This is a genomic window from Lentzea cavernae (genome assembly GCF_014653695.1).
GTDB classification, from domain to species: Bacteria; Actinomycetota; Actinomycetes; order Mycobacteriales; family Pseudonocardiaceae; genus Lentzea; species Lentzea cavernae.
In genome coordinates, this window is the sequence record NZ_BNAR01000002.1 from 617,654 (window position 1) to 632,425 (window position 14,772).

The 14,772-nt window shown below is 70.5% G+C and carries 18 protein-coding genes and 1 riboswitch; of the genes, 7 read left to right on the plus strand and 11 right to left on the minus strand.

Features of this window, described 5'->3' with window-relative positions; all coding sequences use genetic code 11:
- Nucleotides 1-73: 73 nt before the first annotated feature.
- The gene (locus tag IE307_RS08775) at nt 74-541 is read right to left on the minus strand and encodes a hypothetical protein (RefSeq protein WP_191297342.1); all 468 of its coding nucleotides are present in this window, start codon (nt 539-541) and stop codon (nt 74-76) included.
- 76 nt (nt 542-617) lie between these two features.
- On the opposite strand from IE307_RS08775, the gene IE307_RS08780 reads away from it, so the two are divergent.
- The 3 genes from IE307_RS08780 to IE307_RS08790 all read left to right on the plus strand — a co-directional run bounded on the left by IE307_RS08780 (nt 618) and on the right by IE307_RS08790 (nt 4,902).
- Complete coding sequence (locus tag IE307_RS08780) at nt 618-1,439, plus strand: siderophore-interacting protein (protein WP_229904536.1); 822 nt, start codon at nt 618-620, stop codon at nt 1,437-1,439.
- Between the two features lie 29 nt (nt 1,440-1,468).
- Nucleotides 1,469-1,670, plus strand: a riboswitch (cobalamin riboswitch).
- A 108-nt stretch (nt 1,671-1,778) separates the two neighbouring features.
- Complete coding sequence (gene metE / locus IE307_RS08785; RefSeq protein WP_191297343.1) at nt 1,779-3,995, plus strand: 5-methyltetrahydropteroyltriglutamate--homocysteine S-methyltransferase; 2,217 nt, start codon at nt 1,779-1,781, stop codon at nt 3,993-3,995.
- A gap of 160 nt (nt 3,996-4,155) precedes the next feature.
- Nucleotides 4,156-4,902 carry an NPP1 family protein gene (locus IE307_RS08790; protein ID WP_191297344.1) on the plus strand — a complete coding sequence of 249 codons (747 nt, stop codon included), beginning with the start codon at nt 4,156-4,158 and terminating at the stop codon, nt 4,900-4,902.
- Nucleotides 4,903-5,066: 164 nt separating this feature from the next.
- On the opposite strand, the gene IE307_RS08795 is transcribed toward IE307_RS08790, so the two are convergent.
- Entirely contained in the window at nt 5,067-5,738 is a 672-nt protein-coding gene (locus tag IE307_RS08795) for a TetR/AcrR family transcriptional regulator (RefSeq protein ID WP_191297345.1), read from the minus strand.
- Nucleotides 5,739-5,831: 93 nt separating this feature from the next.
- Here IE307_RS08795 and IE307_RS08800 point away from each other — a divergent pair, with 93 nt between their 5' ends.
- Both IE307_RS08800 and IE307_RS08805 read left to right on the plus strand, forming a co-directional pair.
- Nucleotides 5,832-6,557: an SDR family oxidoreductase gene (locus IE307_RS08800; RefSeq protein WP_191297346.1), complete on the plus strand. Its 726-nt coding sequence runs from the start codon at nt 5,832-5,834 to the stop codon at nt 6,555-6,557.
- Nucleotides 6,557-7,429, plus strand: coding sequence for an SDR family NAD(P)-dependent oxidoreductase (locus IE307_RS08805; RefSeq protein WP_229904537.1), 873 nt, complete (start codon nt 6,557-6,559; stop codon nt 7,427-7,429). Before IE307_RS08800 ends, IE307_RS08805 begins: the two co-directional genes overlap by 1 nt.
- Here IE307_RS08805 and IE307_RS08810 read toward each other — a convergent pair.
- Genes IE307_RS08810 through IE307_RS08830 form a run of 5 tightly spaced genes read right to left on the minus strand, consistent with a single transcriptional unit; the run spans nt 7,426 to nt 10,729 of the window.
- Complete coding sequence (locus tag IE307_RS08810; protein WP_191297347.1) at nt 7,426-8,145, minus strand: polysaccharide deacetylase family protein; 720 nt, start codon at nt 8,143-8,145, stop codon at nt 7,426-7,428. The genes IE307_RS08805 and IE307_RS08810 overlap by 4 nt on opposite strands.
- Nucleotides 8,142-8,642 (minus strand): MOSC domain-containing protein, encoded by a 501-nt coding sequence (locus tag IE307_RS08815; protein WP_191297348.1) that lies wholly within the window; start codon nt 8,640-8,642, stop codon nt 8,142-8,144. Before IE307_RS08815 ends, IE307_RS08810 begins: the two co-directional genes overlap by 4 nt.
- Nucleotides 8,621-9,118, minus strand: coding sequence for a peptide-methionine (S)-S-oxide reductase MsrA (gene msrA, locus IE307_RS08820; protein WP_191297349.1), 498 nt, complete (start codon nt 9,116-9,118; stop codon nt 8,621-8,623). The genes IE307_RS08815 and msrA overlap by 22 nt, the downstream gene beginning before the upstream one ends.
- Nucleotides 9,119-9,141: 23 nt before the next feature.
- Complete coding sequence (locus IE307_RS08825; protein ID WP_191297350.1) at nt 9,142-10,281, minus strand: AI-2E family transporter; 1,140 nt, start codon at nt 10,279-10,281, stop codon at nt 9,142-9,144.
- A 52-nt stretch (nt 10,282-10,333) separates the two neighbouring features.
- Nucleotides 10,334-10,729, minus strand: a complete 396-nt coding sequence (locus IE307_RS08830) for a nuclear transport factor 2 family protein (RefSeq protein ID WP_191297351.1) — start codon at nt 10,727-10,729, stop codon at nt 10,334-10,336.
- An 84-nt stretch (nt 10,730-10,813) separates the two neighbouring features.
- On the opposite strand from IE307_RS08830, the gene IE307_RS08835 reads away from it, so the two are divergent.
- A complete protein-coding gene (locus IE307_RS08835) occupies nt 10,814-11,182 on the plus strand; it encodes a winged helix-turn-helix transcriptional regulator (RefSeq protein ID WP_191297352.1) in 369 nt (122 codons plus the stop codon).
- On the opposite strand, the gene IE307_RS08840 is transcribed toward IE307_RS08835, so the two are convergent.
- Nucleotides 11,167-12,333, minus strand: coding sequence for an FAD-dependent oxidoreductase (locus tag IE307_RS08840; protein WP_191297353.1), 1,167 nt, complete (start codon nt 12,331-12,333; stop codon nt 11,167-11,169). The two genes, IE307_RS08835 and IE307_RS08840, sit on opposite strands and share 16 nt — an antisense overlap.
- A 15-nt stretch (nt 12,334-12,348) precedes the next feature.
- The gene (locus IE307_RS08845; RefSeq protein ID WP_191297354.1) at nt 12,349-13,113 is read right to left on the minus strand and encodes a DUF4142 domain-containing protein; all 765 of its coding nucleotides are present in this window, start codon (nt 13,111-13,113) and stop codon (nt 12,349-12,351) included.
- A 94-nt stretch (nt 13,114-13,207) separates the two neighbouring features.
- Between IE307_RS08845 and IE307_RS08850 the strand changes: the two genes are divergently transcribed.
- A complete protein-coding gene (locus tag IE307_RS08850; RefSeq protein ID WP_191297355.1) occupies nt 13,208-13,696 on the plus strand; it encodes a MarR family winged helix-turn-helix transcriptional regulator in 489 nt (162 codons plus the stop codon).
- Here IE307_RS08850 and IE307_RS08855 read toward each other — a convergent pair.
- Together IE307_RS08855 and IE307_RS08860 are read right to left on the minus strand one after the other, a co-directional pair.
- Nucleotides 13,643-14,200 carry a TetR/AcrR family transcriptional regulator gene (locus tag IE307_RS08855; RefSeq protein WP_191297356.1) on the minus strand — a complete coding sequence of 186 codons (558 nt, stop codon included), beginning with the start codon at nt 14,198-14,200 and terminating at the stop codon, nt 13,643-13,645. The two genes, IE307_RS08850 and IE307_RS08855, sit on opposite strands and share 54 nt — an antisense overlap.
- Nucleotides 14,201-14,245: 45 nt before the next feature.
- On the minus strand, nt 14,246-14,674 hold the full coding sequence (locus tag IE307_RS08860) for an SRPBCC domain-containing protein (protein ID WP_191297357.1): 429 nt from the start codon (nt 14,672-14,674) through the stop codon (nt 14,246-14,248).
- Nucleotides 14,675-14,772 lie beyond the last annotated feature (98 nt).

The following is a 14,772-nucleotide window of genomic DNA, read 5'->3' on the forward strand; positions in this document are numbered from 1 at the left end:
ATGCACGTCCGGGTCTGTGTTAGCTGCGCCTCAACCGCATCGCCGCAGGTGGAGCGTCTCGAACACCCGCAGGCTAGGCCGGGTCGAGCTCGTCAGCCTTCTCCCGCATCCGCTGAACACCGCCCTCGCGCTCGTGCGCACGCATCGCCGTGATGGCGGCGAACAGGTGCGCGCCCACGTACGGGTCCTCCTCCTTGCGTTCGTCGACCTCGCCGAGCCCGGCGTGCGACATCGCGGCGAGCAGCGCGCGCGTGCGGGGTGCGACGCCCTTGGGCGCGGCGGCGTCGATGATCGGGGTGACGCGCTCCCACACCTCGTCCGGCGGGGCGGGCGGGTAGAGCTGGTTGAGCGCGAGCAGGCCGTTCTCCAGGGCGCCCATGACCAGCCGGACCTCGTCCTCGGCGTCGGGCAGCAGTCGTTCGACGGCCTCGGCGTCGCGTTGGTGGTAGGCGATGGCGAGCCTCAGGCCGATGGCCTGGCTGCGGTTCTTGCCGGCGGGCTCTGCGAACCACCACTGCTGTTGCGCGGTCCTGGGGAACATGTCCGCAGTCTGCGGTACTGATCTCGATTTCGCCCGAGGGTTTAGGTAAGCCTAACCAAAGGTGTACTTTGCTGGCATGTCGCGCTACTCCGCCTTCGAGAGGTTCACCGTCAAGGCCGCCACGAAGGCCGCCGAGATGATGATGGCCCCCGCGAACCGCCGCGAGGTCTTCGACCAGTTCGTCATGACCGTCACGGCGGTGACGGAGCTCGGCGAGCACATGCGGCGCATCACGTTCCACGCGCCGGAGTTCGCCTCGTTCGAGGTGACCGGGCCCGACGAGTACTTCGGCCTGCTGGTGGCGACCGGGCGCGAGCTCGTCATGCCGCCCGACGACCGCATCAACGTGCGCACGTCGTTGCGCGAGATGCCCGAGGACACGAGGCCGGACCTGCGCTGGTACACGATCCGCGCGCACCGGCCCGAGGTGGCCGAGATCGACGTCGACTTCGTGGTGCACGGCGACGCGGGCCCCGGCACGCGCTGGGCCCGCCGCGCCCTCGCGGGCGACAAGGCCGGGTTCCGCGCGGGCGGCTCGGCCTACCGCCCGCCCGCCGAGGGTTCGGTGCTGCTCGCGGCCGACGAGACCGCACTGCCGGCGCTCGCCGCGATCCTCGAGGTGGAGACGCGGCCGCTGCACGTGTTCGTCGAGGTGCCGGACGAGTCCTACAGGATCAACCTCGACGTGGAGTGGGTGTACCGCGGCGACGCCGAGCCCGGTTCCGCCGTGCTGAAGGCCATCCAGGACAAGGTACTGTCCACTGTGGACTACGCGTGGGCGTGCGGCGAGTCGGCGCTCGCGACCGGGGTGCGGCGACACCTGACCAAGGACCGCGGGGTGGACCGCAAGGCGATCATGTTCAGCGGCTACTGGAAGGTCGGCTCGGCCCGCGAGTGAGACGCCGACCGCGGTCGCGGGAACCTTGCTAGGCTCGGCGACGCCAGCGGTTCACCCGGGTTCGCCCAGGTGGAGCAAAAGGGAACCCGGTGCGATTCCGGGACTGCCCCGCAGCGGTGAGTGGGAACGAAAGCCGTCATACGCACTGGATCCAGATCCGGGAAGCGACGGCCGGTAGGAGCGAGGCCGGCGCCCACGAGTCCGAAGACCTGCCGCAGGTGCGCGCGCCATCCGGTGCGCGGTGCTCCGGAGCCTCTCGGGCGGGCTGACGGGCGGGCCTCGTGCTGCCCCCTGCTCGCGTGTCTCCGGTGCTTCCGCACGCTCGCGAGGAGAGAGCTTGTGACCATTGGCAGCACTGTTTTCGGTTACCCCCGCATCGGGCCGAAGCGCGAGCTGAAGCGCGCGGTCGAGCAGTACTGGGCCGGCACGATCGACGAGGCGGCACTGCGGGAGGCCGCCGGGGACCTCAGGGCGCGGACGTGGGCCGAGCTGTCCGAGCTGGACTCGGTGCCCTCCAACACGTTCTCGTTCTACGACCACGTGCTCGACACCTCGGCGCTGTTCGGTGCGATCCCCCAGCGGTTCCGCGACCTGGGTCTGTCCGAACTGGACACGTACTTCGCGGCGGCGCGCGGGCGTGGCGGGGCCGCGGCCCTGGAGCTGACGAAGTGGTTCGACACGAACTACCACTACCTGGTGCCGGAACTGGGCCCCGGCACGGAGTTCCGGCTGGCCGGTGACAAGCCGGTCGCCGAGTACCGCGAGGCCCGCGAGCTCGGCATCACGACGCGGCCCGTGCTGCTCGGGCCGGTGACGTACCTGCTGCTGGCCAAGGGCACCACCCCGGGGTTCGACCCGATCACGCTGCTCGACAGCCTGCTGGAGGCCTACGCCGCACTGCTCGGCCGCCTGCACGCCGAGGGTGTGGAGTGGGTGCAGCTCGACGAACCCGCGTTCACCGCCGACCGCACGTCCGCCGAGCTCGGCGCCCTGCGGCGCGCCTACCGCGTGCTGGGTGGCCTGCCCGGACGGCCGAAGCTGCTCGTCACCGGTTACTACGGCGACCTGGGCGAGGCGCTGCCGGTCCTGGCTGAGTCGCCGGTCGAGGCCATCGGCATCGACCTCGTCAGCGCGCCGGACACGTCGGTCGCGGTCCCCGCGTTGCGCGACAAGGTCCTGGTCGCCGGCCTGGTGGACGGGCGCAACGTGTGGCGCACCGATCTGCGGGCGGCGCTGGCCAAGGCGGCGTCGCTGCTGGGGTCGGCGGGCGAGGTCGTCGTGTCGTCGTCCTCCACGCTGCTGCACGTGCCGTACGACCTCGAGGCCGAGAACCTCGAGCCGGACGTGCGGGCGCGGCTGGCGTTCGCGCGGCAGAAGGTGCGCGAGATCGTGGTGCTGGGCAAGGCCTTGCGCGACGGGGAACTGCCCGGCGACGCGCGGCACGAGACGCCTCGGCCGCGCCGGGACGACCACGTGCGGGCGCGCATCGCGTCGTTGCGGCCGGAGCACCGGGTTCGCGCGCCCTACGAGGAGCGTGCCGCGGCCCAGCAGGCCCGGCTGGGGCTGCCGCCGCTCGCGACCACGACGATCGGCTCGTTCCCGCAGACCGGTGACATCCGCAGGGCTCGGGCGGCGGTCCGCCGCGGTGAGATCGGCGAGGCCGAGTACGCGGCGCGGATGCGGGACGAGATCGCGCGCGTGATCGACCTGCAGGAGGACATCGGCCTGGACGTGCTGGTGCACGGCGAGCCGGAGCGCAACGACATGGTCCAGTACTTCGCCGAACACCTGGAAGGCTTCGCCTGCACGGAGTTCGGGTGGGTGCAGTCGTACGGGTCGCGGTGCGTGCGGCCTCCGGTCGTTCACGGCGACGTCTCCCGTCCCGAGCCGATGACGGTGCCGTGGAGCACCTACGCGCAGTCGCTGACGACCAAGCCGGTCAAGGGCATGCTGACCGGTCCGGTGACGATCCTCGCGTGGTCGTTCGTGCGCGACGACCAGCCGCTGGCCGACACCGCGGCCCAGGTGGCGCTGGCGCTGCGGGACGAGATCCGCGACCTGGAGGCCGCCGGGATCCGCGTGATCCAGGTCGACGAACCGGCGTTGCGCGAGCTGCTCCCGTTGCGCGGGAAGGACCAGCCGGCGTACCTGGAGTGGTCGGTCGGCGCGTTCCGGCTCGCCACCGCGGGCGCCACGACGGGCACCCAGGTGCACACCCACCTGTGCTACTCGGAGTTCGGCGAGGTGATCGGCGCGATCTCCGACCTCGACGCCGACGTCACGACCATCGAGGCGGCGCGGTCCAAGATGGAGATCCTCGAGGGGCTGGAGTTCCCGCGCGGCATCGGTCCCGGCGTCTACGACATCCACTCGCCGCTGGTGCCGGGCGAGGACGACGTCGTCGCGCTGATCACCGAGGCGGTGCGCGCGGTGCCAGGTGAACGTTTGTGGATCAACCCCGACTGCGGGCTCAAAACTCGCGGTTACGCCGAGGTGGAGCCGGCGTTGCGGAACATGGTCGCCGCGGCCTCCCGCATGCGGTCAGAGCTGGGCTGATGACGGCGCGACCCCGGGACGTGATCGATTCCGTCCCGGGGTTGTGAAATTCCCGGTACGGCAAAGATTTGGCGAAGCACCTAGACGTGAACGCCGTTCATGTACCACCTTCTGCCTGGCAAGGCCTCTCCGCTCCCCTGCTCCCCGGAGGCTGAAGTCGATGAAGAGACTCCTGTCCGCGCTCGCCGGTGCCCTGCTGATCACCGCGCTCGTCCCCGGTGTCGCGTTCGCCGCACCGCCCCAGGCCATCCCCGCCAACTACGAGGAGGCCGACGGCAAGTGGCAGCCGGCGTTCGACTACGACGGCGACGGCTGCTACCCCACGCCCGCGATCTCGCCGAACGGTGACATCGCGCCCGGCCTGAAGAACTCGGGCCAGCTGTGGGGCGACTGCCACGACAAGGCGGACCTGGACAACACCAACTCCTACAGCCGTTCCAAGTGCAACAACGGCTGGTGCGCCTACCTGTACGACCTGTACTTCGAGAAGGACCAGGCCGTCCCGTTCCTGGACTGCTGCGGCCACCGCCACGACATCGAGCACGTGGTCGTCTGGGTGCAGAACGACGTCGCCCAGTACGTCTCGACCTCGGAGCACGGCAAGTACAAGACCCACCCGCGTGCCAACGTGCAGTGGGAAGGCACCCACCCGAAGATCATCTACCACAAGGACGGCGCCAGCACGCACTGCTTCCGGCTGGCGGGCGCGGGCGAGCAGGCGGAGAACCACTACGGGGTCTACCAGTACCCCGACCTGGTCAGCTGGAACCGGTTCCCGGCCGGCGTGCGCGACAAGCTCGTGAACGCCAACTTCGGCAGCGCGTCCCTCGGGATCAAGGACAGCGCGTTCAACCACAACCTGAACAGCGCGAAGCCCGCCGGGATCGCGTTCGACCCGAACGCCTAGGGGCTGTCCTGCAAGTTCGTCAGGTGAGAGACGCGGGCGAGAGTCCCGGAGGCGGTGCCGCCGCCACGCCCTCATACCGGGCGTATTCGGGCGTGGCGGCGGTGCCGTCTCCGGGGCCCTCGTCCGCCGCTGTCGCCCGACGAGACTTGCAGGACAGCGCCTAGCTATCGGGCGACTCGGTCGAGCCATTCGGCCAGGAGGACCCGTTCCGCGTGCGAGAGCATCTGGGGCGGGTCCTCTTCCAGTGCGGCCCGCAGCGCGATCGCCCGGCTCGGGATGTCCGTCGACTGCTCCGGTGAGGCGTCCGTCGTGATCGCCCCGATGACGTTCTCGCGCGTGAAGCTGATCAGCCCCAGGTCGCGGTCCTGCTCCGGCGTCGCGATCAGCGCCAGCACCACGCCCAGGCCGGCCGCGTGCACGAACTGCGCCGCCTGCTCCACCGGGACCGTCAACCGGCCCGCCGACGCGATGCGGCCGATGATCCCGCGGAGCATCGCGTCCGCCTCCAGCCGCGCCTCGCGCTTGCGCGCCTCGCCGTACATAAGCAGGTAGAACGCGGGCCGCGCCAAGCCGAAGCCGATGTGCAGGTCCCACCCGCGCCGCAGGTCGTCCACGGGGTCGCCGGTGGCGCCCATCGCCTGCTTCGACTCGAGGTAGCCGGCGAAGCCGTGCGCCGCGACGGCGTCGAGCAGCCCGTCCTTGTCGCCGAACAGCCGGTAGAGCGTCGGCGCCTGCACCCCTGCGGCCGTGGCGACCGCGCGCGTGGAGACCGCTTCCTTGCCACCCTCGACGAGCAGGTCGGCCGCGGCCCTCACCAGACGCTCCCTCGTGTCCATGTAGCGACGATAACACGTCCAAGGTAGCGTCGATTCGATATCAGTGATACGTTCGTTGAGGTAACGACGGAAACACCAGTGGGGAGTACTGACATGACTCGCGTTGCGATCGTCACCGGCGGATCCAGGGGCATCGGGCGGGCCGCCGCCGAGCGCCTCGCCGCCGACGGAACGGCCGTCGTCATCGTGTACGCCGGCAACAAGGCCGCTGCCGACGAGGCCGTCGAGAAGATCAAGGCCGACGGTGGCCAGGCGGTCGCCACCCAGGCCGACGTCGGCGACGAGGAGGCCGTCGCGGCCGCGTTCGCGCTGGCCGCGGAGACGTTCGGCGGCGTCGACGTCGTCGTGAACTCCGCCGGCATCATGCCGCTCGGCACCGTCGCGGACATGGAGCTCGAGGTCTTCGACAAGATCATGCGCACCAACGCCCGCGGCACGTTCGTCGTGAGCCAGCAGGCCGCGCGCACCGTCCGGAACGGCGGCGCGATCATCAACGTCTCGTCGTCCGTGGTGGGCCTGCGCTTCCCCCAGTACGGCGCCTACGCCATGTCGAAGGGCGGCGTCGAGGCGCTGACGCTGATCCTGGCGCGCGAGCTGCGCGGCCGCGACATCACCGTGAACACCGTCGCCCCCGGCCCCACCGCCACCGAGCTGTTCCTCGACGGCAAGGACCAGGCGACGATCGACACCCTCGCGAAGCAGCCGCCGCTGGAGCGCCTGGGCGCCACCGACGACATCGCCGAGGTCATCTCCTTCCTGGCGGGCCCGGCCCGCTGGATCAACGGCCAGACCATTCGTGCGAACGGAGGCATCATCTGATGGGCAGGGTCATCGTCGTCACCGGAGCGTCCAGCGGGTTCGGCGCGCTCGCCGTGCGCAGGCTGGGTCTCGCCGGTCACACGGTCTACGCCGGCATGCGGAACACCACGGGCCGCAACGCTTCCGCCGTCGCCGAGCTGGAGGCGTTCGGCACCGGGAACACCGCCGACGTGCACGCCGTCGAACTGGACGTGCAGTCGCAGGAGTCCGCGGACGCCGCGATCGCGTCGATCATCGCGGAGCAGGGCCGGCTGGACGTGGTCGTCCACAACGCGGGCCACATGGTCACCGGCCCGGCCGAGGCCTTCACCCCGCAGCAGTACGCGGACCTGTACGACGTCAACGTGCTGGGCACCCAGCGCGTGAACCGCGCCGCCCTGCCGCACCTGCGCGGACAGCGCTCCGGCCACGTCGTGTGGGTGGGCTCCAGCTCGACGCGCGGCGGCACTCCCCCGTACCTCGCCCCGTACTTCGCGGCCAAGGCGGCGATGGACGCCGTCGCCGTGTCCTACCGCGCCGAGCTGCTGCGCTTCGGCGTCGAGACCACGATCGTCGTGCCGGGCGCGTTCACCAGGGGCACCAACCACTTCGCGCACAGCGGCACCCCCGCCGACACCTCGCGGGCCCAGGAGTACGAGGAGCTCTACCCCGGTCTGATGGACCAGGTCGGTGAGCGCCTCGCCGAGCTGGAGCCGTCGTGGGCGGACGCCGGGGCCGTGGCGGACGCGATCGTGGACGTGGTCGGTGCCGCCAAGCCGCCGTTCCGCGTGCACGTCGACCCCTCGCAGGACGGCGCCGAGGTCGTGAACGCGGTGGCGGACCGGGTGCGCGGCGAGTTCCTGCGCCGGGTGGAGCTGGCCGACCTGATCTAGCGCCTGTCGAGGAGCGCGGACACGGTGAGGAACCGGTAACCGCGCTCCTTGAGCCCGGTGATGACGGGCTCGAGCGCCTGCCGGGTCTGCTCCCGCGCCCCGTACATGGGGTGGAGCAGGATGATCGAACCCGGCTTGGTCCGCTTCAGGGTCTGCTGCGCGATCTCCTGCGCGGCAGGCGTGCCCTCGGAGTCCGGTTCCACGTCCCACATGACCGTGGTGCGGCCGTGCTGCCGCAGGTAGTGCGGCAGGGCGAAGAGCTTCTTGCCGTGGGGCGGGCGGAAGTGGATGTCACCGCTGTAGCCGGTCTTGCGGATCTCGGCGTCGGTGTCCTCGATCTCCTTCGCCACCGTGCCCGGCAGGACGCCGACCATGCGCTGGTGGGTGTAGGTGTGGTTGCCGATCTCGTGCCCGGCCCGCGCGATCTGCCGGCCGAGGTCGGGGTGCTTCGCGAGGTCGCGGCCCATGAGGAAGAACGTGGCCGGGACGTTCTCGGCTGCCAGCACGTCCAGGACCTGCTGGGCGCCGGCGGGGTCGGGACCGTCGTCGAAGGTCAGGGCGACGACCTTCTCGTTGGTCTCCACCCGGTCGACCAGGTCACCGAAGAACTGGAACGTGCGGGCGCTGCTGACCTTCCACAGGGAGAGCGCGGCCGCCAGTGTCAGAGTGAGGCCTACCGCCGTGATGATCGTTGGCTTGCGGCGCAACCGCTTCATGCGTCCACCATGGCCGCGGCGGATTCACCTGTGCGCAGCACCCCGTCGTCCAGCGGCACGCAGCGGACACCGCCCTTGCCCCGCAACGCCTTGAAGGCACCCGGAGCGATCACCTGGTCCATCCACGCGCAGGGGTTCGCCGGCCGGTGCACCTCGAACCGCACCGGCCCGTCACCGCTGTCCAGGCTGAACACGGTCCCGCGCGTCAGCGCGTCCACGTCGAACCCGCGCACCACCACGTTCCGGCGTGCCAGCAGAGGGTCCACCGGCCACGGGTCGAGCGACTCGGCCGCGATGAACGTGACCGCGGCGTTGCGGTGCGCGGGGTGGTTGAAGTAGCGGTCGCCGACGATGCCGAGACCGGCCCGGACGACGACGTGGTCGCGGGAGACGGGCCCGGGATCGGGACGAGGGCCGTCCGACGGACGGCCCTCGAAGGCGTGCACGGGTGAGACGTGCAGCGCGACGATCTCGATCAACGCTCGCCGAGCTGCCACTCCGGCCGCACGTAGTGGCACGTGTAGCCGTTGGGGTAGCGCTCCAGGTAGTCCTGGTGCTCCGGCTCGGCCAGCCAGAAGTCGGACTCCTGGGTGACCTCGGTGACGACCTTGCCCGGCCACTTGCCCGAGGCGTCGACGGCCGCGATCGTCTCCTCCGCGACCTGCTTCTGGGAGTCGTCGGTGTAGAAGATCGCCGAGCGGTAGCCGGCGCCGATGTCGTTGCCCTGGCGGTTGCGGGTCGACGGGTCGTGGATCTGGAAGAAGAACTCCAGGATCTGCCGGTAGCTGAGCTTCTCCGGGTCGAACGTGATCTCGATGGCCTCGGCGTGGTTGCCGTGGCGCCGGTAGGTGGCGTTCGGCGTGCTGGGGTCACCGGTGTAGCCGACGCGGGTGGAGACGACTCCGGGGTGGCGGCGGAACAGGTCCTGCATGCCCCAGAAACAGCCGCCCGCGAGAACTGCCTTCTCCGTCACTGTGACGCTCCTCTTCTCGGTGTTCACTCAGGAGAACGCTCGGTCTCTGCCGGTTCATCCCCGGCAGGATGTGACGTATCCATTACGGACCTCGCCTCGATGACTTCGCCCAGGTAGCGGACCACGACGGCCACGGCCGCGGCGACCGGCACGGAGAAGAAGGCGCCCGCGATGCCGTAGAGCGAGGTGCCCGCGGTGACGACGAGCAGCACGACCGCCGCGTGCAGGCGCAGGCTGCGCGACTGCAGGATGGGCTGCAGCACGTTGCCCTCGACCTGCTGCACGACGATCACGATGATCAGCATGATGATGGCCGTGGTCAGGCCGTTGCTGACGAGCGCGACCAGCACGGCCAGCGCGCCGGCGATGAACGCGCCGATGATCGGGATGAAGCCGCCGAGGAACGTCAGCGCGGCGAGCGGGATCGCGAGCGGCACGCCGAGGATGAGCAGACCGGCGCCGATGAAGATCGCGTCGATCAGCGACACGACCGCCTGGCTGCGGATGAAGCTGCCGAGCGTGGCCCAGACCCGCTCCAGCACCGTCGTCACGTGCACGCCGGCGCGCTCACCGATGACGCCGCGCAGCCACGGCGTGAACCGCATGCCGTCCTTGACGAAGAAGAAGGCCAGCAGCAGCGCCACCAACCCGGTCACCAGGCCGGACGTCACCGCGCCCGCCCCGGTCAGCAGCCCGCCCGCGATCGACCCGATGCTCGACTTGAGCTGCTCGACGCCCTGCGAGATGAGGCGGTCGAGGTCACTGCCCTTCAGGTTGAACGGCGGCCCGGACGCCCAGTCCTGCAGCTGCGTGACGGCCTTCTGCGCGCTCTGCGCGATCTCCGGCACACCGGAGGCGATCGACGACGAGATCGCCGCGATGACACCTCCGAGCACGCCGAGGCCCACGACCAGCACGATCGTCGCCGACAGCGCCGCGTTCATGCCCTTCGACATCATCCACCGCGCCGGCGGCCACAGCACCGTCGTGATCAGCAGCCCCAGCAGCACGGGCATCACGACCACCCAGAGCTTGCCGATCAGCCAGAAGAGCATCCAGAAGCCCAGCACGGCCAGCGCCGTCCGGAGACTCCACCGCGCGAGCCAGCTCACGCCGTGCCCGATCGCCTCACCCTTGTCCGTCCACCTGCGATCCCGTTCCACGCCCACAGTCTGTCGGTACCCGCTACCTGTGGGTGGCAGACATGCCGTTTCGTTAGCTCCGCCCCCAGAACGTGTCCTCCTGCGCCGGGTCGGCCGTGAACAGCCACACCTCGACGACCTCGCCGTCCACGACGCGCATGAGGTCGACACCGGTCCCGTCCATCTCGGCGCCGGACCGCTTCGCCGTCCAGCGAACCGACGCCGCGACGAGCTCCCCGTTCACCAGCAACGGGGCGTTGCGCTTCAACGAGAAGGTGCCCTCCGACACGGCCATCATCCCGCCGAGCATCGCTCCGACGGCGTCGCTGCCGCGGTGCACGCCCGAGAACTGGTTGTCCCCCGGCTGGTGCCACACGACGTCGTCCGCGAACTGGTCGGCGACGGTGGCGAGGTCACCGGCCTCCAGGGCGTCGAAGTAGGTGGTGACGACGGCGAGCGGGGTGGTCATAGGTCTCTCCTTTTTGTTGCGGTTGACCTATGCTCACGAAAAGTAACCAATTACCTCAACGTAACCAATGGACGGAAGTGCGCCATGTCACAGACCATGCCGGACTGGAGCGTGCTCGCCGCCACCTGCCCGTCCCGCACGAGCCTGGCGCGCATCGCGAACAAGTGGACGGCCATGGCGGTGTCGGTTCTGGGCAACGAGCGCCTGCGGTTCGGCGACCTCAGGGCGCGGCTCGACGGCATCAGCGGCAAGGTGCTGACCGAGACGTTGCGGGACCTCGAACGCGACGGGCTCGTCACGCGGCACGTGTTCGCGGAGGTGCCGCCGCGGGTCGAGTACGAGCTGACGGAGCTCGGCTTCACGTTGCACGAGCCGCTGCTCGCGCTGTGCCGGTGGGCGGAGGACCACATCGCCGAGGTGCTCGTGAACCGCGAGACCTACGACGCCCGCTGACTCGTGAGCACCCCGTCGACGTCCGGCGCGACCGAGGAGCGGATCAGGTTGCGCACGACCGGTAGCCCCGAGAGCCGGAACATCATGTCGCGCAAGGAGATCCGCCACGCCGACGCAGGCGCCATCCAGCCGATGAACCGCCGCCCGAACTCCTGGGTGTGCTCGACGGCGGGCTTCATCCGCGTCTGGTAGCGGGCGAAAGCACCGTCGAAGCCCGCCGAGATCTCCTCCACCAGCACGTGGGCGCCCGTCATCGCGAGCGATGCCCCGTGACCGGCGAACAGCGAGACGGCACCGCACGCGTCACCGACGAGGACCACCTTGCCGCGATGCCACACCACCATGTCCACTTGGGACACCTCGTCGTAGTAGACGTCCTCCGGCACAACGGAGAGCAACGACGGCGCCACCCAGCCGAGGTCGCCGAACCGTGCGCGCAAGGCGGCCGCCGGGTCGGAGGGCAGCTCCGCGGAATCGGACCGGTGGAGCATCAGCGCGGCCGTCGAACCGCCCCGCACGGCGTAGCAGCCGATCATCCGCCCGGGCACGGTCAGCAGTTGGTACCGGTACCCGATCCGGGCGCTCAACGCGGCGTCCCGCACGGTGAACGCCGCCGTGTGGTGCCCCAGGTACCGCACGAACGACTCCGGCGGTCCGAACACCAGCTCCCGCACCCGCGAGTGCACGCCGTCGGCACCCACGACCAGGTCGAACTCGCCGGAAGAGCCGTCCGAGAACGTCACCAGGCCGTCATCGACAGCGGACACCGCGGTGCCGTACCGGATCGGCGCCCTCACGTCGTCGCGGATCGCGGAAGCCAGGTCTCCGCGCAACAGGCTGATCACCCCGTCCGCGACCGCTTCGTAGGCGGCGGTGGAGATCTCACCGCGCCGCTGGCCACGCGAGTCCACGCTGGTCACCGACGAGATCGGCGCCCGCCGCCGTTCCAACGCCGGCAGCAGGCCCATCCGCCGCGCCACCTCGTGGCCCGGCCCGAAGAAGTCGATCATGTAGCCGCCCTCGCGGAACGACGGCGCCTTCTCCACGACCAGGACGTCCCACCCGGCGCGCTCCAGCCACCACGCGGACGCGAGTCCGGCGATTCCCGCTCCGACGACCACCGCACGATGTTGGGCATTCGACTTGGGCATATGCCCAACCTAGCACTACGGGTGCATCTTCCTGCTGCTCCGCCCGCTGGTCCAGAACCACAGACCGGCCACGACCAGGGCGAGCACGCCCAGCCCGACGGCTCCGTCGGAGAGGCCTTCCTCCTGCTGCCGCGGCTGCGCGTACTGGGCATTCGGCTGCGGCACAGCGGCAGGAGTGGTGGGCGCGATCGAGGACGGCTGCGCGACGAGGGCCAGCGGAATCGCCTCGGTGTCGCCGAAGTCGACGACCTTGGTGGCCTCGAGCACGGTCATGTGGTCGAGCACGGTGTCCATGCAGACCTTGGCGTAGTCGCGGATCGCGGTGTTGCGCGTCCCGGTCCGCACGGAGGCCAGGAACTTGTAGACCACGCCGTGCGCCGCCCGCAGCCGGTTCGCGAACACGCGGTCGAACTCGGGACTGCGCGCGGGCGCGGCCTGCATCTCGTCCAGCCACCCCTGCTGCGCCTCGTTGGGCTGCGTGGGCAGCTGCACGCCGAACGTGCGGGCGAGCTCGACGGTCCGCCGGTCCAGGTCGGCGTGGCCCTCGATGAGGTGCCGCCCGGCCTCCTGCACCAGGGGGTTCGACGACTTCTCGAGCCCCATCCGCCCGGCAGGTCCCTCCCACAGCCCCGCGAGCGCCACCTTCTGCAGCAGGTCGCGTCCCGCCGGACCCATCGGCCCGAACTGGGTCTGCACGTAGTCGGGCCCCAGGTCCTGTTGCGCGAGCGCGGGTGGCGCTCCGGCCAACAACGCAAGCATCGCCACGAGGAGTATCCGCATGCCGAGAGGTACGGACAGACCCCGACGCACCGACCGTTGCACACTGCAATGTTTATCGTTTCGTTACCGAAGGCGGGCCCTGTAGAACTGGGGAGTGAGCGATGTCGACGACCTGACCGACGCGGTCCTCACCGCGTCCCGCCTGCTGGTAGCCGTGTCGGCGCGGTCGCTCGCGGCCGTCGAGGAGACGCTCACGCTGCCGCAGCTCAGGATGGTCGTGCTGCTCGACAGCCGCGGCCCGATGAGCCTCACCGCGCTCGCCGACCTCCTGGAGGTCAACCCGTCCACGGCCAAGCGCATGATCGACCGGCTGATCACGTCCGGCATGGTCGACCGCGCGCCGAACCCCGTCACGAAACGCGAGGTCGTGGTCGTGGCGAGCGAAGAGGGCAGCCGGGTCGTGACGGAGGTGATGGCCCGCCGCCGCGTGGAGATCAGCACGATCGTCGCGCGCATGCCGGAGCACCTGCGGCACGGACTGGTCGAGGCGCTGACCGCGTTCGCCGAGGCCGGTGGCGAGCCCCGCTGGTCAGCCCGCGACGAGGCGCCGGAACGGGCCCGCGACCGCGCGGAAGTCGACTGACGGGTCCAGCGCGCGGTGCAGCACCAGCCCGTCGATGGCCGCGCCCAGCAACAACGCCACCGCGTCGGCGTCCTGAACGCCCGAGTCCCGCAGCCACCCGGCGATGTGCGCGCGGAAGTCCGCGACCAGCGCCGACAGCCCGGCGCGCAGCTCCGGCAGCCGGTGCGCGGCCAGGAACGCCTCGGCCAGCAGCAACGACTCGGGGGCCGCGCCGGTGAAGCGGGACAGGTCCTCGAAGATCCGCTCGACGCCCTCGGCCGGCGGCACCGACCGCACCGCCTCCGCCGACTCGGCGAGCATCCGGGCGGCGAACCGCAACGCCGCGGTCGACAGCAGGTCGGACACCGACGAGAAGTGGTAGTGCACGAGCGCCGCGTTGACGCCCGCCCGTTCCGCGACCAGCCGCGTGGTCACCGCACCCCAGCCGACCTCGCCCACCAGCGCGGCGGCGGCGTCGATCAGTTGCTCACGGGTGCGGCGGCCGCGGTCGGCTGAGTTGGGCACGCGCTCAACCTAGTGGCGTGGCGCGGAACGCCGGCGGGGTGCCACTCAGCTCTCGGCCCTCTTCGCGAACGCGTCGAGCACCTCGGGCCAGCCGCCCGTGTTGTCGCGGTGCGCCTTCGCGCGCAGCTCGTCCGAGCCCGCGAGCCGCGAGAACCCGCTCTCCACCACCTTCAGCCGGGTCGCGGACCCCTCGGGCGCGAGGGTGAACTCGACCAGCGTCGTGTTGTCCGCGCCCAGCTCCTGCCCCTCGAACGCGCTGGCCCAGCGGTAGGACACGTAGGTCTGCGGCGTCACGGTCTCGACCCGCACCGGGAAGTCGCCGTACTCCTCGTTCCTGCAGAGGGTGGTCTCCCCCTCGACCGCGGTGCCGGACGGCTGCGAGGCCACCCAGAACCCCGGCTCGGTCACCAGCTGCCAGACCCGCTGAAGCGGTGCTTCGATCACGGTCTCGCGTTCGATCCGGTCCACGCTCACGACAACTCCCAGGTCCGCCAATAAGTGCAACCCCAGAGTTGCACATCCCCCCGAGGATGCGCAACCCCAGGGTTGCATGTCTCTCCCGCGCCCCGAAT